The sequence below is a fragment of the Thiomicrorhabdus sp. ZW0627 genome (assembly GCF_029767005.1).
Taxonomy (GTDB): Bacteria; Pseudomonadota; Gammaproteobacteria; order Thiomicrospirales; family Thiomicrospiraceae; genus Thiomicrorhabdus.
Genome location: NZ_JARUQR010000004.1, coordinates 113,327 through 133,791, shown reverse-complemented (window position 1 = coordinate 133,791; position 20,465 = coordinate 113,327). Strand labels below are relative to the sequence as shown.

The window sequence follows — 20,465 nt, the reverse complement described above, 5'->3', positions numbered from 1 at the left end:
GTTTTCCTTATTTTGAACGGTTGGCCTTTTCTTCGTGTCCTGAAAGTCCGAAGCGTCTTTGTAGTTCTGTCGTAACCTCGTTGCTCGACAGGTCTTGTGAAGCAAGTAATACTAATGTGTGAAACCATAGGTCGGCGATTTCGTAAACCAGGTGGTCTTTGTCACCGTTGTGTTCGATGTCTTTTGCCGCCATTAGGGTCTCGGCCGATTCTTCGGCGATCTTTTTCAAGATCTTTTCCAAGCCTTTGTCGTATAGGCTGGCAACGTATGATTGGCTTGGATCATCCTGTTTGCGCTGTTCCAAAACCTGGTCGAGTTGTTTCAGGATGTCGCTCATAATCTTACCTCAATACCGTCTGCCTGCATGGCTTGTTTCGCTTCTTTAATGGTGAACTGGCCGAAGTGAAAAATGCTGGCTGCCAATACGGCCTCTGCATGTCCTTCTGTAATCCCTTGTGACAGGTGGGACAGTTCGCCGACGCCGCCTGAAGCGATGACCGGGATCTTGACGCTGTCGCAGATTGTGCGTGTCAATTCGATGTCGAAACCGATTTTAGTTCCGTCCCGATCCATGCTGGTGACCAGAAGCTCACCGGCACCCAGTTCCTGCATTTTTTGGGCCCATTCAACAGCATCGATTCCCGTTTCTTTGCGTCCGCCGTGGGTGAAGATCTCCCACTTGTTAGGCTCGCCTTCCTGACTGACCTTTTTTGCGTCGATCGCCACCACGATGCACTGCGAGCCGAATGCGTCGCATGCGTCTTTGACGAAGCCGGGATTGAAGATGGCAGCGGAATTAATGGCCACTTTATCGGCACCGGCATTTAGCATGGTACGGATGTCTTCGATGGATCGGATCCCACCACCGACGGTTAGGGGAATGAACACCTGGCTGGCGACTTCTTCAACGACATGCACCATGGTATCGCGCTCGTGGGCGGTGGCAGTAATGTCCAAAAATGTGATTTCATCGGCACCTTGTTCGTCGTAACGTTTTGCGATTTCAACCGGATCACCGGCATCACGGATGTCGACGAACTGGACGCCCTTAACGACGCGGCCGTCGTCTACATCTAAACAAGGAATGATACGTTTAGCTAAACTCATATGCGGATTCTTATCGTTTAGGTGAAAGTTGATCTGACAAGGCCTGTCCTTCTTTGAAGTCGAGAGAACCTTCGTAGATCGCTCGGCCAGTGATGGCTCCCGTGACGCCGTCCGCTTCGATTGTGGCCAATCGGCGGATGTCTTCAAGGTTTGTGATCCCGCCCGATGCGATGATTGGGATGTCCAGAGCTTGTGCAAGCGCTTGGGTGGCTTCGATATTGACACCTTGCATCATGCCGTCACGTCCGATGTCCGTGTAGATGATCGCTTCAACGCCGTCATTTTCGAATTGTTTGCCCAGTTTGGTGACTTCGTGGTCGGTCACTTCGGCCCAGCCATTGATGGCGACCATGCCGTCTTTTGCATCCAATCCGACCATGATGTGGCCAGGGAAAGCTTTACACGCTTCGGCGACGAATTCCGGATTGTGAACCGCTTTCGTTCCAATGATGCAGTAGCTGACACCGGCATTCAGGTACGCTTCGATTGTTTGTAAGTCACGGATGCCCCCACCGATCTGGATTGGCAGGTCGGGATAGGCTTCCCGAACCTGGTAGACCGCTTCACCGTTTACAGGTTTGCCTTCAAAGGCGCCATTCAGGTCAACCATGTGTAGGCGTCGTGCGCCTTCGTTGACCCATCGTTCTGCCATGGCAACGATGTCGCCCGAGAAAACGGTCGCGTCTTCCATGATGCCTTGGCGTAAACGGACGCACTGTCCGTCTTTTAAATCAATTGCTGGAATCAGTAGCATTGTGTGTCCTTAATTTATTGTCCGTTCCACTGCAAGAAATTCTTGAACAGTTGGATGCCGTGTTCAGCACTTTTTTCCGGGTGTGCTTGAATGGCAAATAAATTTTTTGTGCTTAAGGCGGAAGCGAATGTCTCGCCATGGGTGGTCAGCCCGGCAACATAGTCGGTGTTCTCCGGTTGGACATAATAACTATGTACAAAATAGAAGCGACTGTCTTGCGGTATGTTATGCCATAAAGGATGTTCGTTGGTTTGATGGATCTGGTTCCAGCCCATATGGGGAACTTTAAGTTCCGGGTTGGCGTCAAGATCGAAATGTTTGACGTTCCCTTTAATGACATCCAAACAGTCAACACCATCATTTTCGTCACTGTGTGACATCAGAACCTGAAGTCCCATGCAGATGCCGAGAAATGGTTTTTCCTTGGCTGCTTTTTGGATTGGATGAATCATTCCTGTGTCCAGAAGTGCTTTCATACAAGCTTTGGCGGCACCTTGGCCTGGAAAAATGATTGCATCCGCCTCTTCGATCTCATTCGGGTGACTGGTAACGATGATTTTTGTGTTTGTGTCGGCGGCATGCTCGGCCGCTTTCGAGACCGAGCGTAAATTACCCATGCCGTAATCCACCACGGCAACTAATCTTTGACTCATTACAAGCTGCCCTTGGTTGACGGCATTTTACCTGCCATACGTTCATCAGCGCTTAAGGCCATGCGAAGGGCACGTCCGAAAGCCTTGAAGATGGTTTCCGCTTGGTGGTGGGCATTGTGTCCGCGAAGACAATCAATGTGTACCGTTGCCTGAGCATGGTTTACAAACCCCTGAAAAAACTCGAATACCAATTCGGTTTCGAACTGGCCGATTCTGGCACGAGTGAAGTCTGCATTGAAAACCAAGCCTGGGCGACCGGACAGGTCGATAACCACTCGAGACAAAGCTTCATCCAAAGGAACGTAGGCGTGCCCATAGCGAGTGATGCCTTTCTTATCGCCTACCGCTTCTTTAAGTGCCTGCCCAAGAGTGATGCCGATGTCTTCGACCGTGTGGTGATCGTCTATGTGTGTGTCACCGTTAGCGTCGATTTCCAAATCAATCATTCCGTGACGAGCGATTTGGTCGAGCATGTGTTCGAAGAATGGGACTCCGGTATTCAGCTTGGCTTCCCCTTGGCCGTCAAGGTCAAGAGAAATTTTTATTTGAGTTTCCAAAGTGTTGCGTTCAATATTAGCGGTGCGCATCTCTTAATTCCTACTAAACGAAATTTGCACAATATGATAACTGAATCCGCGAGGGTTTGATAATGTTATCGAGCAGGAATCTAAATTATGGGGCCGATCCACTGAAGGCTAAGTGCTTAAGCTTGGATTGGAGTACGTACAATTTCGAATTATTCCCCTTTTTTTAGAAGGGTTATAAGTTTATTCTAATGCACCCATATAAATTTTTTTAGTACCGCCCGGGCTTTATGTTTGGGATAATTGCCGAGATTTGATTAAAAGTCGTCTTCTGTGCTTTTGGTTTGTTGAACAAAAATCCAGCTAAAATCTTGATATGGATTAAGTTTAATTTTCATTTAGGCGGGAGTTTTCAATAGGGCAATGTATAATACAAGCCGATTGAGGAGCCTGTTCCGTAAATGAAATGCAATTTTCAACGCGGAAGAGGGTAAAACTTTAAGACTATAAAGGGGAATCCGACTGATGGATACTACAGCAAAACCACAATATGACAATGGTGTGGTTCAGTATTTAACGGTAGGTGCTGTTGCTTTTTTGGTGCTGGGTACTTTTATGGGTACTTTTGCAGCGGCTCAGCTAGCATGGCCTGCGTTAAATTTTGATATCGCTGAAATCACTTTTGCACGTTTGCGTGTAATGCATACGAATACAGTAATCTATGCATTTGGTGGTATGACGTTAATGGCAACAGCTTTCTACACGGTTCAAAGAACCAATGGTGTGAAGCTGTGGAGCAATGCAATGGCTTGGTGGACTGCGATTTTGTTCACTATTGGGTTGTTAGCAGTTGTTGTCACAATTTCTTTGGGTATGACTACAGGTAAGGAATACCACGAGCAAGAGTGGCCTCTAGCGATCGCTATCGCCGTTGTTTGGACTTTGTATACATTCAACTTCATGATGACAATTGCATCACGTAATAAAGAAACTCATCCGAACGTTTACGTTTCGAACTGGTTCTTTATGGGGATGATGATTGCGATCACTTATTTATATGTTGTTAACGGCTTGGCTATCCCGGTTTCACTGTTCCGTTCCTACTCACTATTCTCAGGTGTTCAGGATGCGATGATTCAGTGGTGGTGGGGTCATAACGCGGTAGGTTTCTTCCTGACAGCCGGTTTCCTTGCAATCATGTACTACTTTGTACCTAAGCAAGCACAGCGTCCTATTTATTCTTATCGTTTATCTGTTATCCACTTCTGGGCTTTGATGTTCGGTTATGTATGGCTTGGTGCTCACCACCTTCAGTACACAGCTCTTCCAGATTGGACAGGTTCTTTGGGTGCGGTTATCTCCCTTGCAATGATCATTCCTTCTTGGGGTGGTGCTCTGAACGGGATGCTAACGCTTTCAGGTGCTTGGGATAGATTGCGTACAGACTACATTCTTCGTTTCTTGATCATCGCTTTGGCCTTCTACGCGATGTCGACTTTCGAAGGACCTGTAATGGCTTCTAAAACTGTAAACGCACTTTCGCACTATACTGACTGGACAATCGGTCACGTACACTCTGGTGCTCTTGGTTGGGTTGCAATGGTTTCGATCGGTGCTCTATACCATATGGTGATGAAGTTGTGGAATACGGAAATGTATTCAATGAAATTGATCAACTTCCACTTCTGGTTGGCGACCATCGGTACTGTGTTCTACATCGTAGCGATGTGGGTATCCGGTATCATGCAAGGTTTGATGTGGCGTGCTTATGATGAGTACGGTACTTTGGCTTATACCTTCGCGGAATCGGTTGCTGCAATGCATCCTTACTATGCAATGCGTGCATTAGGTGGTTTGTTGTTCTTCTCCGGTGCAGCTGTCATGTTGTATAACGTTGTGATGACAATCCGCATGGCGAATGCAAAATCAACCAGCCAGGTTGAAGCGCACGCATAAGTAAATCTGAATCATAGAGCGGTAACGTATAGGTTGCCGCTTAATTGAAACTAATGAGTTGAGGAGCACAAACTCATGGCAGACAATCAAGAACCTAAAAATATCCAGGAAGGTTTGGAGCGTAATATCTTCGCTCTTTTCCTGGCTACCGCATTCGCAATTTCGATTGCCGGTATCGTTGAAATCGTACCGCTGTTCTATCTCAAGTCGACAATGGACTATACAGAGCAGACGGATAAGTACGGTAACGTTAAAAATGAAAAGTTCCCTGAATTGGTTTGGGAACGTACTTTCTCCGAAGAGAATGGCAAATTAGTCGCTGATAAGGCGCTTTATAAGCAAGACAAAAACGGTAAGTGGGAAGTTGCTGACTGGAAAGCTGGAGATGGTGTTCGTCCATATACTCCGCTTGAATTGGCCGGTCGTGATATCTACCTGCGTGAAGGTTGCTATATTTGCCACTCACAAATGATTCGTCCTTTCCGTGACGAGCGTGAACGTTATGGACACTATTCATTGGCGACAGAGTCAATGTATGACCACCCAATGCAATGGGGTTCAAAGCGTACAGGTCCTGATCTGGCTCGTCTGGGTGGTAAATACTCAAACGAATGGCACGTAATGCACTTGATGCGTCCGCAGGACGTTGTTCCGGAATCTGTTATGCCTGCTTATCCTTGGCTAGCAGATAACAGTATCGAAAAAGATTTCTTCGGTACTAAGCGTGACATGACAGCACGTCTTTCTGCAATGCGTACCTTGGGTGTTCCATACACGGATGAGGAAATTGCTAACGCTAACGAAGCTATTAAAGGCCATACCGAAATGGATGCGATGGTCGCATACCTGCAAGTTCTTGGAACAATGGTTAAGCTTGACGATAGCAAAACGTATCGCGAGTAATTTTGCGTGAGCAATCTTGAACAACATCTAGGCACAGATTGGTCTGCAATGACAGGCCAGGACTGGGCTGGATTAATCATCACAGTATTGGTTTTCTTCGGAATGTTGATTACATTCTGGCTGACACTACGCCCGAGCAAGCGTAAAGAGTTGGAAGAAGAAAAATATAAGATATTGAAAGATGACTAAATTATTCTGAGGAGAATAACTATGGCACTACATAATCCATGGCCGGACGAAGGTAATACTGGTCATATTTGGGATGAAGATCTTCGAGAATTGGATAACCCTCCTCCGCTTTGGTGGATGTTGTCCTTCTACGCAGGATTCATCATGATCGTTTTTTACGCTCTTTACTATCCTGTAATTCCTCTTACCGACGGCACTGGTGAGCATACTAAAGGTATGGCTGGTTGGACTCAGGTTGAAGAGTACAAAGATGATTACAAAGTTTTGAAAGACTGGCGTAAGGCAAAGTTCGCTGACAAAGAAGAAAAATTGGCTTCTATGTCTGTGGATGAAATCCTTAAAGACGAAGATTTGAAGTCTTATGCAGTTGCTACTTCAAAAATGCTTTTCGGTGATTACTGTGCTGCATGTCACGGTGCTGGTGGTCAAGGTAACCCTAACTTCCCGGTTTTGGCTGATGATGACTGGTTGTGGGGTGGTAAAGCAGCTCAAATCCAGGCTTCGATCACAAACGGACGTATCGGTAACATGCCAGCTAGAGGTATGATGGGTAATCTGACTGATGAAGATATTTCAAATGTTGCTGATTATGTAATCGCACTTTCAGAAGGCAAAGGAAACGATGCTTCTGTTGCAGCTGGTAAGGCAGTTTATACCAAAGGTATGTGTCTGGCTTGTCACGGTCCTGCCGGTAAGCCTCTTGCTCCAGCTGGTGCAGCGAACCTAACTGACCAAGTTTGGCGTTTTAGTTCAAACCGCGATGAGATTATCAACGTTATCACCAACGGTGTTAATGTTAAGAAAAACGGTGTTTACGTAGCAGGTACGAAACAGGCGGTTATGCCTTCGTTCAAAGAACGTCTACCTAATGCTGACGTGAATATCAAACGTCTTGCTGTTTATGTCCACTCACTTGGTGGTGGGCAGTAATAGTGGTAGTTGAGGTAATCAACGAATGAACTGATCTGAAAAGGGAGGGCTTAGTGTTCTCCCTTTTTGGTATTGGTGATTTATAAACTTGATTTAAATCAAGAATGGAGGAGTTGAAAATGGGTGATCTAAACAACGATTGGGTTCTTTGGGGCTCTATTGGCGCTGTAATTTTCAGTATCGTCGCTTTGATTGCATTTGCATGGAAAGCAACTCGAGGCATGGAAGGCCTTGAAAAAGACGAGAATGAGAAGTAACCAATTCTTAATTTATAAACAAAAGTGGGCCTACAGATGTAGGCCCACTTTTGTTTATGGGTTTTGATAAAAATAATGACTTATGAATGGCCAAGTTATTTTTATACAATGTACGCCGAAAGGAATAATGGATCTCAAGGATTGTAGTTATGACCACAGAAAACCAATCTACACATCAAGAAGCTAGCCACACGGCATCCGTTCTTGATGAGATGGATACCAGCAATAAAAATTTACAAAATATCGGTGTAGAGCTTCTTCCCGTGCATACCGGTGGGACGGTGCATGCTAAACGAATAGGCGGGAAGTTCCGTACATTTAAATGGTGGGCGGCTTCTTTCTGGATTATTTTGTTCGTAGGGCCTTATTTGAGATGGGATGGCCATCAAGCGATTTTATTTGATCTTCCTAACCGTCAGTTCCATGTATTTAGTATGACGATCCTTCCTCAGGACATTTGGATTTTGGCAATGATCTTACTATTCTTCGCACTGCTGCTTGCTGCATCTACGGCAATAGCAGGACGTCTGTGGTGTGGTTACTTCTGTTTCCATACCGTCTGGACCGATGTCTTTACCTGGATTGAAGAGAAGATTGAAGGCCAGCCTAACAAACGTATGAAGCTTGACGAGCAGCCAATGAGTTTCAGTAAGCTGAAAGTGAAGGTGCCTAAACATATTATTTGGCTCATCATTGGTTTTGCAACCTCTTTCAGTTTCGTCGCCTATTTCGTAGATGCATTTGATCTATGGTCACGTCTGTTCTCATTTGAATGGGGTGCGACTGAAACGACGATTATCCTTGTACTTGGGTTAGCGACCTATTTCTTTGCCGGAATCCTGCGTGAGCAAGTGTGTATCGGTTTTTGCCCTTACGCTCGTATTCAAGGTGCTATGTATGACACCGAGACAGTGGTTCCGACTTATGACAATGAACGTGGTGAACCACGCGGACGTATGAAACGAGCCAAGCCGGGTGAGGAAGCACCGAAGCTAGGCGATTGTATCGATTGTAACCTTTGTGTAGCCGTCTGTCCGACGGGTGTGGATATTCGACTTGGGCAGCAGTTTGGTTGTATCACCTGTGGTTTGTGTATCGATGCTTGTGATTCCGTCATGGAAAAAATCAAGAAGCCTAAAGGTCTGATTCGTTATGCTTCCCTATCCGAATTTGCCGGGAAGGAATTGCCTGCAATCTGGAAGCGTCCACGCGTCATTGTTTATAGCGGGATTATGGCCTTTGCGGCAGGGATGATTCTTTGGGGACTGGCAACCATGTCTCCGATGGATGTTAAGGCGTTACACGAGCGTGCCCCGGTATTTGTACAGATGAGTAACGGTAACATTCAGAACAAGTGGGTCATGAAAGTTGTCAACAAGGGTAATATGCCGATGGCAGCGAAAATTACTGTCGAAGGACCGGAAGGTCTGGAATATAACCTTGATAGACACATACTGGATATTGCGCCGGGTAATTTGGGATCGACCACTCTGTTTGTTCGTATCCCTAGGAAACAACTTGAAGGCGCGAGTACACCGATTTTGATTCGTGTCGTGGATGAGAATAATCCGCAAGTTGTTGAAACCTATGAAACCGTGTTCATCGGACCTGAGAAACGTTGATACGGTTATCAGTCATACTGTTTCAATGATGACTTAATTAAAAACAGACTGATACGGTATAATAAAAGCCCTTTTGATAAGGGCTTTTTTATTTTCAGGAGAAAAGTTGATGGCACAAGTTAAACAAGACACGCGTGACTGGAGTGTTGCGTGGAAAAACCCATTTGTTATCGCGTGGTTTGTGATCCTGACAATTGTGTTGGCTGTGAACTTCTTTATGGTAAGTATGGCGATCGTAACCAACCCGGGTCTGGTCGTTGAAGATTTTTACGAAAAAGGTAAAAACATGGAAGCTGTCCTTATCAACCGAAAGCGTATGGAAGAATTGGGTTGGCAGTTGAATGTCGACCTGCCGATCATGTCGGAAGGTAAGGATCAGACAGTCAAATTGAATGTCCTGGACAAAGAGAATAAGCCTTTTGATGTTGATACAGCCGTGCTGTACTACTACCGTCCATCCGATAAGAATATGGATGGAGAGGTCAAACTTACTTCTACCGGTAATGCCGGGGAGTATCAGGCGACATTTCAGTTACCGTTAAAAGGTAAGTGGGACCTGATGATGGAGGTCCATAAAGGGGATCTTCATTACAATATCGGCCGATCCATTATGGTACAGGATCCCGAGTAATCGATGGCTAAAGACTGTTTCCACTGCGGACAGGCCATTCCCGAAGGGGATGTGATCCTGAAGCCCATCAAGGGTGAAGAGCGCGAATTCTGTTGTCATGGCTGTGCATCCGTTTGCGAAGTGATCCATGAAGCCGGAATGGAGAGTTTCTATCAGCGTACGCCTGACGGCGAGCTGTTGGCACCTCCACCTCCACCGAACAAAGACATCGAATTTTACGATTACGACGAAGTGCAATCCCAATATGTTGGAGACTTGGGAGATCGCAGGGAAATCACCTTGATGTCCGAAGCGATCCATTGCGCCGCCTGTGTCTGGCTGATTGAACACACCATGGCAAAAATGGACGGAATCCTGCTCGCTACCGTCAACTTCACCAACAAACAGATCAAGGTTCGTTGGGACAACAGTAAAATCAAACTTTCCGAAATCATCTCCAAGCTTAACAGTATCGGTTACGATGCCACGCCATATGACCCGTCGGCCAGTGAGGCCGCTTATCGAAAAGCCAATCGTGATTTGTTGTACCGTTTAGGATTTGCCGGATTCGCCATGATGAACGTCATGTGGTTTTCGGTTGCGCTTTATACCGGTGCCGCAGACGATCAGGAGTTTCGAAACTATTTCCATTGGATCGAATTCTTTATCGCAACCATTACTTTGGCTTACTCGGGGCAACCGTTCCTGAAGGGCGCCTGGACATCGCTGAAAGCCAAATCGGTCGGTATGGATGTCTCGATCAGTCTGGGGATGTTGGCGACCTATTTCTTTTCGTTCTGGGTGACAATTCATCCTGAGCGAGTAGGTGAAGTCTATTTCGATACCCTCATCGACTTCATGTTCCTGTTGTTAATCGGTCGTTATCTTGAAGCGATCTCTAAAAACAAGGCTTTGGATGCGTCAAGACGATTGATGGACTTGCAGCCGAAAGTCGCTCGCCTTCTGCAACAGGGTGAGACCAAAGTTGTTCCGGTACGCACCTTGGTTAAAGACAATCACATTCTCGTCAAGCCCGGCGATCAGTTCCCGGTTGACGGTCACGTCGTCGAAGGGCAGAGCATGGTTAACGAATCCATGCTCAGCGGGGAATCCAGAGAGATCAGTAAAAACGTTGGTGACATGGTTTCGGCCGGAACCATTAACCTCGACGGTACCTTGACGGTTTCGGTAGATGCCATTCTGCAGAACACCCAATTGGGCCGCATCATGCATATGGTTGAAGAAGCACAAGGTTCCAAGGCACCGATTCAGTGTACCGCGGATAAGATCATGCCTTGGTTTGTCAGTGTCACCATTACGTTGGCGGCCATGAGCTTCGTGTACTGGTTCTTCAATGCCGGTATCGAATTCGCTGTCATGACAGGTACGGCGGTACTGATCATAACCTGTCCGTGTGCGTTTGGCCTGGCAACGCCGATGGCGATTGCCGTGGCTTCCGGTGTTTCGGCCCGTAACGGTATTCTGGTCAAAAACGGTGCCGTACTTGAGACTTTGAATACCATCGAGCATTTTGTATTCGATAAAACCGGTACCTTGACCAAAGGCCAAATGAAATTGATGGACAGTCAATTGGCTGAAGGCGTCGACGAGTCAGAATTGATGCGTGAAATCGCTTCAATCGAGCATAAATCCGAACACAGCCTTGCCATTGCAATAACCGATGCGGTGAGAGAAAAATACCGATTCAACAACAGTGACTGGCTCGATGTTCAAGGATTTAAGGCGTATCCCGGAAAAGGGGTGCAGGGACAGATTGACGATCATAGCTATCATATCGGAACCGCCAAATGGCTAGAGGGTATGGATGTTGATGTGCCTGAAAGTCTGTCCGCGATTGCGGAAGAGCGCGCTCAAATGGCTCAGACGTCCATATGGATCGCCAAGGATGGTCAAGTACAGGCCGTGTTATTTCTTGAAGATGAAATCCGCCCGGAAGCTCTGGATTTGATCAAGCGTCTGAAAGACAAAGGTAAGCAGGTAACCTTGTTGAGTGGTGACCAAACGATTGTTGCCCAGCGCGTTGCTGAAAAGCTGGGGGGGATGGACGTTATCGCGGAAGTGCTTCCGGAAGACAAGAACCAGGTGATTCGCGAATTGCAGGAGAAGGGGCAAAAGGTTTCGATGGTCGGCGACGGTGTCAACGATGCGCCGGCTTTGGTGCGGGCCGATGTCGGTATCGCCTTGGGGTCTGGGACGGATGTTTCCATGGACAGCGCCGATATCGTTCTACTCAATAACGACATTCTGTCGGTGGATACCGCAATCGAACTTTCAGCTCGTACCTTAAAAACCATCAAGCAAAATATTGCCAGCTCGATCACCTATAACGTGATTATGGTGCCGTTGGCGATGAGTGGCGTTTTAACGCCTCTTATTGCGGCGATTACCATGCCATTGAGCAGTTTGGTGGTGATTGGTAATGCAGCCAGAATTCGTGGGTTCTTCAGCCCGAAAGAAATTGCTAAAAGAAAGCGCGGAGGTGTCTGATGGACGTCGTTTATGGTTTGATTCCCATGATGTTGTTTTTTGGTTTTCTAGTCGTTGTGGTGTTCATCTGGATGGCGAAAACCGGTCACTTCGATGATCTGGATGGCGCGGCTAACCGTATCTTTATGGATGACGAATACCCTGAAGAACGCTCGGTGAAAAAAGAGACCAGCTCCGAAGCCCAATCCGAAACGGAATCCGATAAGGACGAGAAAAAGACGGAAGAGCCGGAAGGCGAGACAGAAAAGAAACCGACCGAAGCTTAAAAGCAGGTTAGAAGTGAACCAGAAATATTAAGTCAATTAAACTGAACAGGCCTGTTCAGTTTAAAAGGCATCAATAAAAAAGCCCTGAATAATCGAAAATGACTATTCAGGGCTTTTTTATTGCTTCTGAAGGGGGAAGGTTAGGGTTGGCTGTATTGCAACGCTTCCGGGCCTTCAGGGTCGATAATCAGCTCCAATCCCAATCGGTCGAAGAACCAATGTTCAAGGTTGTCTGATTGAGTTTCCTTACGATCCGGTTGGCCAAATCGTAAATCAATCGCACGTTCTTCCAAATCTTTTCTTGGGATCAGAGTGACGCTGGTGATGGTCTTATCCAAGAAATCCAGGTTGTCCTGTGAGGCAAGCTTGATCTCTTTTGCGCCGGAGGTAGTCGGGCTGATTTTGGTTCCACGGTTGTAGACCGCTTCCAGTTCATCCGCAGGCACTTTCAGTCTGACTGCAATCGCCGCCTTGATCGATCCGATGTAAATCACCGGAAAATAGGCTTCCGCGGTTTTGTTACTGCCGTCATGATCGGTGAACAAGCGAATCTCAACGTCCTTTCCATAGATATCCATTGCTTCGCGCAGGGTCGTTTGATTTAACGTCATACCCAGTGCATGCAAATTACCTTGTTGGTCGAACTTCGAATTCCATGGAAGGCGGTCTTCAGCGATCTGATCACGCTCGGGCTGAAACATCAGAAAGATGCCATATAGAACGAAGGATCCGACAAGAACGATCAAAAATGGCGGGATTTCACGTTTTTTGGTTGGAGTTTGGCTCATTTGTCTGACGATTCCATTTGTTTGGTTTGAGTGTGGCTTACTTCGTCTTTGCCTTCACCCAGTTCTGCGTTGGAATCGGCTGTGCGCGGCAGGAATTTTTCCAAAGAAGGATTGGAAATGCCGTTACCGGCGTCGTAGACAGAAATTCCTGTCTGCATGAATGTAATCAGTACGGCGACGAAAATAACGACGGCGGCGAATCGGATTGTGATGATTTCACCCAAGTTGGTTTGTCCGCCTTCTGTCGAGAAGTCGTTCATTGAAAAACCACCAGGGAAAATCATGTCGATCAATGTATAGATTGCGACCATTGCAATTGCGATGCCATAGCTTATCAACAGGATGCGGCCGCGTCGCCATGCCATGAACCAGTGTGAGGCCACGAACCAAGTGTCATTGGCGATGACTTTTTTGGTTTTGCTATACAGCCATGCAATCACCAGGGTCGAGATAAACGGCACCAGCAACAGTGCGATGGTGTCACCGATTTCCAATACGATCATGGAGATGAAAAGGTGGGTGATGATGATGTTGATATTGAAAATGTGATGGGGCGTTTTCGCTCTTCTTTTTTCGTCTTCGGTAACTTGATAGTGCATAGTTGTTTCTTATCCTATGGATTCAGCGAATTAAGATAATTTTTGAGATTGTGTATTATCGCTGAATTTTCGCTTTTAATCATTGAAAGAACTTTTGAGATTTCATTAATATCGCTTGTGTTCTGGAGTTTACTTTCCAGTTCCACGCACTGGTTCGGCAAATTCGTGGCGCCGATGCTTGCAGAACTCCCTTTCAGTTTATGGCTGACTTCCGAAAGAATCGTATAATTCAATGATTGAAAAGCGGTTTCGAGTTCCTCGACATTCTGAATGCTGGTCTCGATGTACGTATTCAGGATGACTGGCAACTGTTCCCCAATCATGGCATTCAATTCATCAAGGCGTTTTTGGGAAAGTACACCGGAGAGAGAGACGGATTGCATATTCCTGATTCCTGTTGGTTATATTTCAAGCCAGAATGTGACTGGGCCATCATTGGTCAGGGAGACCTGCATGTCGGCACCGAAACGTCCGGTTTGCGGTGGCAGATAAGTGGATGAGACCTCAGCGACAAACTGATCGAACAATTGTTTGGCCTTGTCCGGCGGGGCACTGCTGCTGAAGCTCGGTCGCAACCCTTTCCGGGTGTCGGCCGCCAGTGTGAATTGTGGTACCAGCAACAGGTCTCCGGCAACTTGCTGAACGTTGAGGTTCATCTTGTCTTCGGCGTCGGAAAACAGGCGGTAATGAAGCAGTTTGTGGGTCATCTTGCGAACGGTTTCCAAGTCGTCATCCGGTTGAAAGCCGGTCAGTACCACCATGCCTTTTTCAATCTCGCCGATGGTTTCGCCGGCAACTTCCACTTTGCCGTAGGTCGCTCGTTGAATCAGACAGATCATAGACCGTTTCCGATGGAAATGAAGTCGTCGGTCGCATCGACCAGTGCCTGGGCGATTTCAGGCTCATACGCCGAGTGGCCGGCATGGTTGCAGATGACCAGTTTTGCTTGAGGCAAACCATCGGCCAGTTCCATCGCCTGGTTGACCGGGCAGACCATGTCGTAACGTCCCTGCACGATGGTGATCGGCAAATGTTTGATGATGTCCAGGTTTTTCAGTATCTGATTGTCTTCGATAAACGCCTTGTGCTGGAAATAATGGCATTCAATTCGGGCCATCGCCAACGCATGGAACGGGTCGCCGAAATGGTTTACCAGATTGGGGTCGGTTTCCAGTGTCGAGGTGCGGCCTTCCCAGACAGACCAGGCTTCCGCGGCGCGCATTCGAGCCACTTCATCCTCACTGGTGAGAACGTCATAGTAAGCCTGAATCATGTTGTCACGCTTGCCTTCCTCAATCGGGGCGATGAAGTCTTTCCAGTATTCCGGATAGAAACGGTCGGCGCCTTTCTGATAGAACCAGTTCACGTCATCTTCCCGGCACAGGAAGATGCCTCTCAGAATCAGTCCTAAAGAACGTTCCGGGTAGGCCTGTGCATACAGTAGAGCCAATGTCGATCCCCAGGAACCGCCGAACAGCACCCATTTGTCGATTTCCAGATGGCGGCGAATTTTTTCAATGTCTTCAATCAGGTGAGCGGTGGTGTTATTGGTCAGGCAGGCGTGCGGGCGTGAGCGACCACAACCGCGCTGGTCGAACAGTACGATTCGGTATTCATTGGGATTGAAGAATTGACGATGGACCGGCGAATAACCGCCTCCCGGCCCGCCGTGAATGAAAAGAATCGGGATGCCGTCCGGATTACCGCACTCCTCAACATGTAAGGTGTGTTGGTGATCCACCTGTAAACTGTGTTGTGCATAAGGTTCGGTAGGTGGGTATAGGGGATCATTCTGCATCATGGATCTCGGTCTTCCTTTTCCGGTACAAACAGTTTTGCATACAGTTTACCGAACATCCCGAATTTTGGGTATAAAAAAACCGGCCAATGGCCGGTTTTAAAGTCGCTCTTCAATCAGGCAGGTATTAACCTTTTTGACGACCTGCGCGCTTACGCTCGTTTTCAGTCAACAACTTCTTACGGATACGTACGCTTTCTGGAGTAACTTCAACCAATTCGTCGTCATCGATGAATTCCAAAGCCTGTTCCAAAGAGAAACGGATTGGCGGAGTCAACGTCAAAGCTTCATCCGTACCGGCGGCACGCATGTTGGTCAACTGCTTACCTTTCAGAGGGTTAACCGTCAAATCGTTAGCACGGCTGTGCAGACCGATGATCTGACCTTCATAAACCTCGTCACCGTGACCGATGTATAGACGTCCACGATCCTGAAGTGAGAACAGTGCGAAAGCCAATGCTTTACCTTGACCCAAAGAGATCAATACACCGTTAGTACGCTCACCTAGAGAACCTGAGAACTTAGGTCCGTAATGCGAGAAGCTCGAGAAAATCAAACCGTTACCCTGGGTAGCCGTCATGAACTCAGTACGGAAGCCGATCAAACCACGTGAAGGAATCACGAAGTCGATACGAACGCGTCCGTGTCCGTCCGGAACCATGTCAACCATCTCAGCTTTACGCATCCCTAGTTTTTCCATGATCGTACCTTGAGATTCTTCAGGTACGTCAACGGTTAGGTTTTCGTAAGGTTCCTGCATTTCGCCGTCTACTTCCTTGAAGATAACTTCAGGACGTGAAATACCCATTTCAAAACCTTCACGACGCATGGTTTCGATCAATACCGAAAGGTGAAGCTCACCACGGCCGGAAACACGGAACTTGTTCGCATCTTCGGTTTCTTCGACGCGTAGGGCAACGTTGGTCAACAATTCTTTGTCCAAACGCTCACGAATCTGGCGAGAAGTCAGCAACTTACCTTCCTGACCAACAAACGGAGAGTCGTTAACCTGGAAAGTCATGCTTACGGTCGGCTCGTCAACGGTTAGCGGAGGCAAAGCTTCAGGGTGGTTCGGATCACATAGCGTATCCGAAATGTTCAATGGGTCTAGACCTGTGAAAGCAACGATGTCACCGGCGTGGGCTTCGTCAACGTTGATACGGTCCAAACCGTGGTAACCGAAGATTTCCCCCACTTTACCGTTACGCTTGTTGCCTTTTGCGTCGATGATCGCGACAGACATACCAGGCTGTACTGAACCGCGCTTGATACGCCCGGTTCCAATAACGCCTTTATAAGTATCGTAGTCAAGAGAGATACACTGCAACTGGAAAGGTCCGCCAAGATCAACATCCGGTGGAGAAACTTTCTCTACGATGGTTTCGAATACCGGCTGCATGTCACCGTCACGAACGTCATCGTCGTAACCGGCGAAACCGTTCAGACCGGAAGCGTAAAGCACGTTGAAATCCATCTGCTCATCAGTAGCACCCAAACGGTCGAACAGGTCGAAAGTCTGGTCAAGAACCCAGTCAGGACGTGCGCCAGGACGGTCGATCTTGTTGATGACAACGATCGGCTTCAAGCCCTGCTGCAATGCTTTCTCGGTTACGAAACGAGTTTGCGGCATAGGCCCTTCAACCGAATCGACCAATAGCAATACAGAGTCAACCATGGACAGAATACGTTCAACTTCCCCACCAAAGTCGGCGTGGCCCGGAGTATCAACGATGTTGATACGGTAGTCGTTCCATTTGATTGCGGTGTTTTTGGAAAGGATGGTAATCCCACGCTCTTTTTCAAGGTCGTTGGAGTCCATGACACGCTCACCGGTGTCCTTACGTTCATCCAGGGTACCGGACTGTCTTAGCAGCTGGTCAACCAATGTGGTTTTACCATGGTCAACGTGGGCAATGATTGCAATGTTGCGAATGTGTTGTGTGCTCATGAAGCAGGCGCTCTCTATACTAGCTTAGGCGTGATTGCTGTGGATTGTCTGACATGGCATGTAAAACAATGCAAAACAATAGGTTAGCCCTAAGAATTTGAAAAAGAGGTATTATAATGAAATTTAAAGGGATTTATAGGTTAATAAACTAATTTATTGCGTTTAGCCGATATTCCCGTCAAGAAAACAGAATGATTCCGACCAAATTGGAATCCCGGCAGGCCTGCTCAAACCGAACAGGCCTGTTCGGTTTTATTTGAATGTGTCGCTGATGGTCTTGTTGTGCGCGATGAAGGTTTGCAGTACACCAAACGCCATGGTGCCCAGAAGCAGGCCGGCCAGAACGAATACAGCGCCGACTTTTCCTTCCCCGATCATCGCAGGAACCGTTCCCGGACAAGACGCCGTCATCGCCCAACCGATCCCGAACAAAAACGCGCCTGTGACCAAGCCGGACTGGTAAGGTTTCTTGACGAAATCCACTTCCGCTCCCGTGCTGATGGCTCGGATATGGAATTGTTTCAATAAAAATACGCCGATCATCGAGACGATGACCGCGGTGGCGATGACTTCCATCAACTGGAAATCGATCATCAGGAACATCTTGGCGTGGTAGTCATAGGTGGTTGCGCCGGCATGACTCATCAAGAAGCCGAACATGACCCCCATCACCAAAGCCAGGAAGTTGGCGCGGTACACAAAGCTGAAAGAGATAAGAAACAGCTTTGCGCTTTTCAATAATGGAAACTTATACATTTTATAAACCTCTTAAGCATCGTCGGCCTTTTGAGCGCGATGCTTGGTTACATTGTTTTGGTTAGGTTGTTAATAAGCGCTTGAGTGTGCGCTTAAAAATTGAACAGCAGCTGGGTTGTCAGCATGGCGCTCAAGAAAAACACGAATCCGGCCAGCAGGCTCGGTGGATTCATCATGGCTCCACCGACCAAAGCGTGCCCTGTGGTACAGGCACCGGCCAGGCGGGCTCCAAATCCTAATAGCATCCCGCCGAATACCAGCCATAAAGCTTTGGCGGCCTCTGATTGCGGCAGTATGGATTCATACATGCCCATATCGAAAGTTAGGTGCCAAGGCTCCGGCGAGCTCATAGCGCTTAAAAACCCACCAAGCGGGATTCCGATCAGGAACCACAGTTTGGTGTTGTTCGGGTTGCTGTATTCACCTTGGCGGTAGTAGGTCAGCTTTTTGCTCAGCAGGCCGCAGACGTTCCCGTAACCGGTGGAACATCCGGCCGGTTTGCCCATCAGCCAGAAATGCAGAATCACAAACCCACCGATGGCCAAGCCTCCGAGCCATCCCGCCCAGACAACGATTTCCATAAGTGTTTCCTTATAAATATTTTTTATAACGTGACAATATTCTGTCGATTTACAGAAACAGAATCAAAACAGGGTTTTTTGCGCACGGATAAAGTTTTCTTATGGGTAATAAATATTCTGAATAAGATGTGATAAAGAAATGGCTTTGCATAAGGGTTTTCACCGCTTATTTACGTAATGGATAAATTTTTTAACGTAGAAGATGTGAGGGTGAAATGCCTGAAAAAAATTATTCGGATGGTGCCAGCATCACATGCTGACTAAGAATGTGAAGGTCACGCCATGCACGTCCGAATGCGGAGCTGTTGAATACCGCCATCATTCCAGCACGGGCTTTCAGAAGATTGGCCGCCTCGACGCAATCCCGCACGATATCCACGCCAGCTTGTTGCACCTGTTGGCGCAAGGCTTCTTCCAGCGCTTCACCGTTTTCGAGCTGAGCCCAAACCTGTTCCGCCAAACGGTATAGTTCGTCACGCGAATTTGAGATCAGTTGGTTTGCCTTGTCGCATCGTTGCTTGATGCCTTCGTTTTCGGCAAGCGGACTCGAAGAGCCAAAGGGCTGTTTGTGCTGTGCAAACTCGTTGAATTCATCCAGCGCATGTTGAGCGATACCGACGGCGACGCTGGCAAAGGTCAAACTGGCAAGGACTTCCAACGGACAACGGAAAATCGGGTCGTCCAATACCGGCTCTTTGAAAAGGGAAAAGGTAAAAGCGTGTTTGACCGGAACGGATTCGACGCTGAAATCGTGACTGCCGGTCGCCTTCATGCCGAATACATCCCAGGTGTCATGAATCGCCACCTGATCTGCGGGCACGGCCACCGCGGTGATTTCATTGTCGGTGCCGTCAATCAGGCAGTTGGCGGTGAACCAGGTTGCATGGTGCGAACCGCTGGCATAAGACCAACGTCCGGAAACGTCATAGCCATCATCTTGGTTTTTAGTCGCAACGCCGGAAGGCATGCCTGATCCGGCAATCACCGCACGTTCCGGCGAAAAGATTTCGCTGGCCGCGCTTTCTTCCAGAAAGCCTGAAAACAATCCGCCGCCCGCGCCGATCATCGCCAACCACCCCGTTGCACCGTCCGCGGAGGAAATCAGTTCAAATGCACGTAACGCCGTCGGTAAATCGGTCGGTTCGCCATTGTATCTTTCTGGAATGAACAGACGGAACAAGCGTTGTTCGAACAACGCATTCAACACCTCGTCCTGCAAACGCCCAAGCTGTTCGGAAGCTTCCGCACCTTGTTTGATAATAGGAAGAATCGCTTTGACGTTATCCAGTAAGTCTTGTGGTGTTCTGTGTTTGCGCATGATTTGGAGAGAAATCGAATTGAGTTTCTAAACGAAAACCACCCGCCCAATATGAAATCGGACAGGGTGGTTAAAAGTGTTACTTATTTCTTATGATAGGTTTCGTTGCGGTTGCGCCATAGCTTGGACACCGCCTTATCACTGCCTAAATATCCCACAATCAAACAAACCACACCGGTACCTGCAAAGATAACCACCGGAAGCAGACCTGCGATCTGATTGGCCAGAAGCGAAAAGTAGGTTCCGACAAATCCAAGTGAGATAAACATAAAGCCCATGATCTTAAGTACCTTGCGGTGCGTCGGGCTGTATTCAAAATCCCCTTCGGAGTTTTCCAAAGGAGTCAGTATTGGGGAGGCGAGCTTTAGTAATAAATTTTTCATGGTTATGAGTTTACC

General features: G+C 47.7%; 24 protein-coding genes. 9 read left to right on the top strand and 15 right to left on the bottom strand.

Features of this window, described 5'->3' with window-relative positions:
• Nucleotides 1–7 precede the first annotated feature (7 nt).
• From QCB45_RS09315 to hisB, 5 genes are read right to left on the bottom strand one after another with little or no spacing between them, the layout of a single operon-like run.
• On the bottom strand, nucleotides 8–337 hold the full coding sequence (locus tag QCB45_RS09315) for a phosphoribosyl-ATP diphosphatase (protein ID WP_279420691.1): 330 nt from the start codon (nucleotides 335–337) through the stop codon (nucleotides 8–10).
• Nucleotides 334–1,107, bottom strand: coding sequence for an imidazole glycerol phosphate synthase subunit HisF (gene hisF / locus QCB45_RS09310; protein WP_279420690.1), 774 nt, complete (start codon nucleotides 1,105–1,107; stop codon nucleotides 334–336). The genes QCB45_RS09315 and hisF overlap by 4 nt, the downstream gene beginning before the upstream one ends.
• Nucleotides 1,108–1,117: 10 nt before the next feature.
• Nucleotides 1,118–1,861 (bottom strand): 1-(5-phosphoribosyl)-5-[(5-phosphoribosylamino)methylideneamino]imidazole-4-carboxamide isomerase, encoded by a 744-nt coding sequence (gene hisA, locus QCB45_RS09305; RefSeq protein WP_279420689.1) that lies wholly within the window; start codon nucleotides 1,859–1,861, stop codon nucleotides 1,118–1,120.
• Between the two features lie 14 nt (nucleotides 1,862–1,875).
• Nucleotides 1,876–2,514: an imidazole glycerol phosphate synthase subunit HisH gene (gene hisH, locus QCB45_RS09300; protein WP_279420688.1), complete on the bottom strand. Its 639-nt coding sequence runs from the start codon at nucleotides 2,512–2,514 to the stop codon at nucleotides 1,876–1,878.
• The gene (hisB, locus tag QCB45_RS09295; RefSeq protein WP_279420687.1) at nucleotides 2,514–3,101 is read right to left on the bottom strand and encodes an imidazoleglycerol-phosphate dehydratase HisB; all 588 of its coding nucleotides are present in this window, start codon (nucleotides 3,099–3,101) and stop codon (nucleotides 2,514–2,516) included. Before hisB ends, hisH begins: the two co-directional genes overlap by 1 nt.
• 462 nt (nucleotides 3,102–3,563) lie before the next feature.
• Here hisB and ccoN point away from each other — a divergent pair, with 462 nt between their 5' ends.
• From ccoN to ccoS, 9 genes are all read left to right on the top strand, one after another.
• The gene (gene ccoN, locus QCB45_RS09290) at nucleotides 3,564–4,994 is read left to right on the top strand and encodes a cytochrome-c oxidase, cbb3-type subunit I (RefSeq protein WP_279420686.1); all 1,431 of its coding nucleotides are present in this window, start codon (nucleotides 3,564–3,566) and stop codon (nucleotides 4,992–4,994) included.
• A gap of 75 nt (nucleotides 4,995–5,069) precedes the next feature.
• Nucleotides 5,070–5,897 (top strand): cytochrome-c oxidase, cbb3-type subunit II, encoded by an 828-nt coding sequence (gene ccoO, locus QCB45_RS09285; RefSeq protein WP_279420685.1) that lies wholly within the window; start codon nucleotides 5,070–5,072, stop codon nucleotides 5,895–5,897.
• A 6-nt stretch (nucleotides 5,898–5,903) separates the two neighbouring features.
• Nucleotides 5,904–6,086, top strand: a complete 183-nt coding sequence (locus QCB45_RS09280) for a cbb3-type cytochrome c oxidase subunit 3 (RefSeq protein WP_279420684.1) — start codon at nucleotides 5,904–5,906, stop codon at nucleotides 6,084–6,086.
• Between the two features lie 21 nt (nucleotides 6,087–6,107).
• Nucleotides 6,108–7,016, top strand: a complete 909-nt coding sequence (gene ccoP / locus QCB45_RS09275; RefSeq protein WP_279420683.1) for a cytochrome-c oxidase, cbb3-type subunit III — start codon at nucleotides 6,108–6,110, stop codon at nucleotides 7,014–7,016.
• A 119-nt stretch (nucleotides 7,017–7,135) separates the two neighbouring features.
• Nucleotides 7,136–7,273 carry a hypothetical protein gene (locus tag QCB45_RS09270; RefSeq protein ID WP_279420681.1) on the top strand — a complete coding sequence of 46 codons (138 nt, stop codon included), beginning with the start codon at nucleotides 7,136–7,138 and terminating at the stop codon, nucleotides 7,271–7,273.
• Nucleotides 7,274–7,422: 149 nt separating this feature from the next.
• Nucleotides 7,423–8,895: a cytochrome c oxidase accessory protein CcoG gene (ccoG, locus tag QCB45_RS09265; RefSeq protein ID WP_279420680.1), complete on the top strand. Its 1,473-nt coding sequence runs from the start codon at nucleotides 7,423–7,425 to the stop codon at nucleotides 8,893–8,895.
• A gap of 109 nt (nucleotides 8,896–9,004) precedes the next feature.
• On the top strand, nucleotides 9,005–9,526 hold the full coding sequence (locus QCB45_RS09260; RefSeq protein ID WP_279420679.1) for a FixH family protein: 522 nt from the start codon (nucleotides 9,005–9,007) through the stop codon (nucleotides 9,524–9,526).
• Nucleotides 9,527–9,529: 3 nt separating this feature from the next.
• Complete coding sequence (locus QCB45_RS09255; protein WP_279420678.1) at nucleotides 9,530–12,013, top strand: heavy metal translocating P-type ATPase; 2,484 nt, start codon at nucleotides 9,530–9,532, stop codon at nucleotides 12,011–12,013.
• Nucleotides 12,013–12,279 carry a cbb3-type cytochrome oxidase assembly protein CcoS gene (gene ccoS, locus QCB45_RS09250; protein WP_279420677.1) on the top strand — a complete coding sequence of 89 codons (267 nt, stop codon included), beginning with the start codon at nucleotides 12,013–12,015 and terminating at the stop codon, nucleotides 12,277–12,279. The genes QCB45_RS09255 and ccoS overlap by 1 nt, the downstream gene beginning before the upstream one ends.
• Before the next feature lie 140 nt (nucleotides 12,280–12,419).
• On the opposite strand, the gene QCB45_RS09245 is transcribed toward ccoS, so the two are convergent.
• The 10 genes from QCB45_RS09245 to QCB45_RS09200 form a co-directional block, all read right to left on the bottom strand.
• Nucleotides 12,420–13,067, bottom strand: coding sequence for a hypothetical protein (locus QCB45_RS09245; RefSeq protein ID WP_279420676.1), 648 nt, complete (start codon nucleotides 13,065–13,067; stop codon nucleotides 12,420–12,422).
• Nucleotides 13,064–13,666, bottom strand: a complete 603-nt coding sequence (locus QCB45_RS09240; protein WP_279420675.1) for a hypothetical protein — start codon at nucleotides 13,664–13,666, stop codon at nucleotides 13,064–13,066. Before QCB45_RS09240 ends, QCB45_RS09245 begins: the two co-directional genes overlap by 4 nt.
• 14 nt (nucleotides 13,667–13,680) lie before the next feature.
• The gene (locus tag QCB45_RS09235) at nucleotides 13,681–14,049 is read right to left on the bottom strand and encodes an Hpt domain-containing protein (RefSeq protein WP_279420673.1); all 369 of its coding nucleotides are present in this window, start codon (nucleotides 14,047–14,049) and stop codon (nucleotides 13,681–13,683) included.
• 18 nt (nucleotides 14,050–14,067) lie between these two features.
• Nucleotides 14,068–14,505, bottom strand: coding sequence for a D-aminoacyl-tRNA deacylase (dtd, locus tag QCB45_RS09230; protein WP_279420672.1), 438 nt, complete (start codon nucleotides 14,503–14,505; stop codon nucleotides 14,068–14,070).
• Nucleotides 14,502–15,464: a prolyl aminopeptidase gene (pip, locus tag QCB45_RS09225; RefSeq protein WP_347710076.1), complete on the bottom strand. Its 963-nt coding sequence runs from the start codon at nucleotides 15,462–15,464 to the stop codon at nucleotides 14,502–14,504. Before pip ends, dtd begins: the two co-directional genes overlap by 4 nt.
• A gap of 127 nt (nucleotides 15,465–15,591) precedes the next feature.
• Nucleotides 15,592–17,412 carry a translational GTPase TypA gene (gene typA, locus QCB45_RS09220; protein ID WP_279420670.1) on the bottom strand — a complete coding sequence of 607 codons (1,821 nt, stop codon included), beginning with the start codon at nucleotides 17,410–17,412 and terminating at the stop codon, nucleotides 15,592–15,594.
• A gap of 252 nt (nucleotides 17,413–17,664) precedes the next feature.
• The gene (locus QCB45_RS09215) at nucleotides 17,665–18,168 is read right to left on the bottom strand and encodes a YeeE/YedE thiosulfate transporter family protein (RefSeq protein WP_279420669.1); all 504 of its coding nucleotides are present in this window, start codon (nucleotides 18,166–18,168) and stop codon (nucleotides 17,665–17,667) included.
• A gap of 92 nt (nucleotides 18,169–18,260) precedes the next feature.
• Nucleotides 18,261–18,749, bottom strand: a complete 489-nt coding sequence (locus QCB45_RS09210) for a YeeE/YedE thiosulfate transporter family protein (protein ID WP_279420668.1) — start codon at nucleotides 18,747–18,749, stop codon at nucleotides 18,261–18,263.
• Between the two features lie 229 nt (nucleotides 18,750–18,978).
• On the bottom strand, nucleotides 18,979–20,067 hold the full coding sequence (locus QCB45_RS09205; RefSeq protein WP_279420667.1) for an acyl-CoA dehydrogenase family protein: 1,089 nt from the start codon (nucleotides 20,065–20,067) through the stop codon (nucleotides 18,979–18,981).
• An 83-nt stretch (nucleotides 20,068–20,150) separates the two neighbouring features.
• Nucleotides 20,151–20,450 carry a hypothetical protein gene (locus QCB45_RS09200; RefSeq protein WP_279420666.1) on the bottom strand — a complete coding sequence of 100 codons (300 nt, stop codon included), beginning with the start codon at nucleotides 20,448–20,450 and terminating at the stop codon, nucleotides 20,151–20,153.
• Nucleotides 20,451–20,465 lie beyond the last annotated feature (15 nt).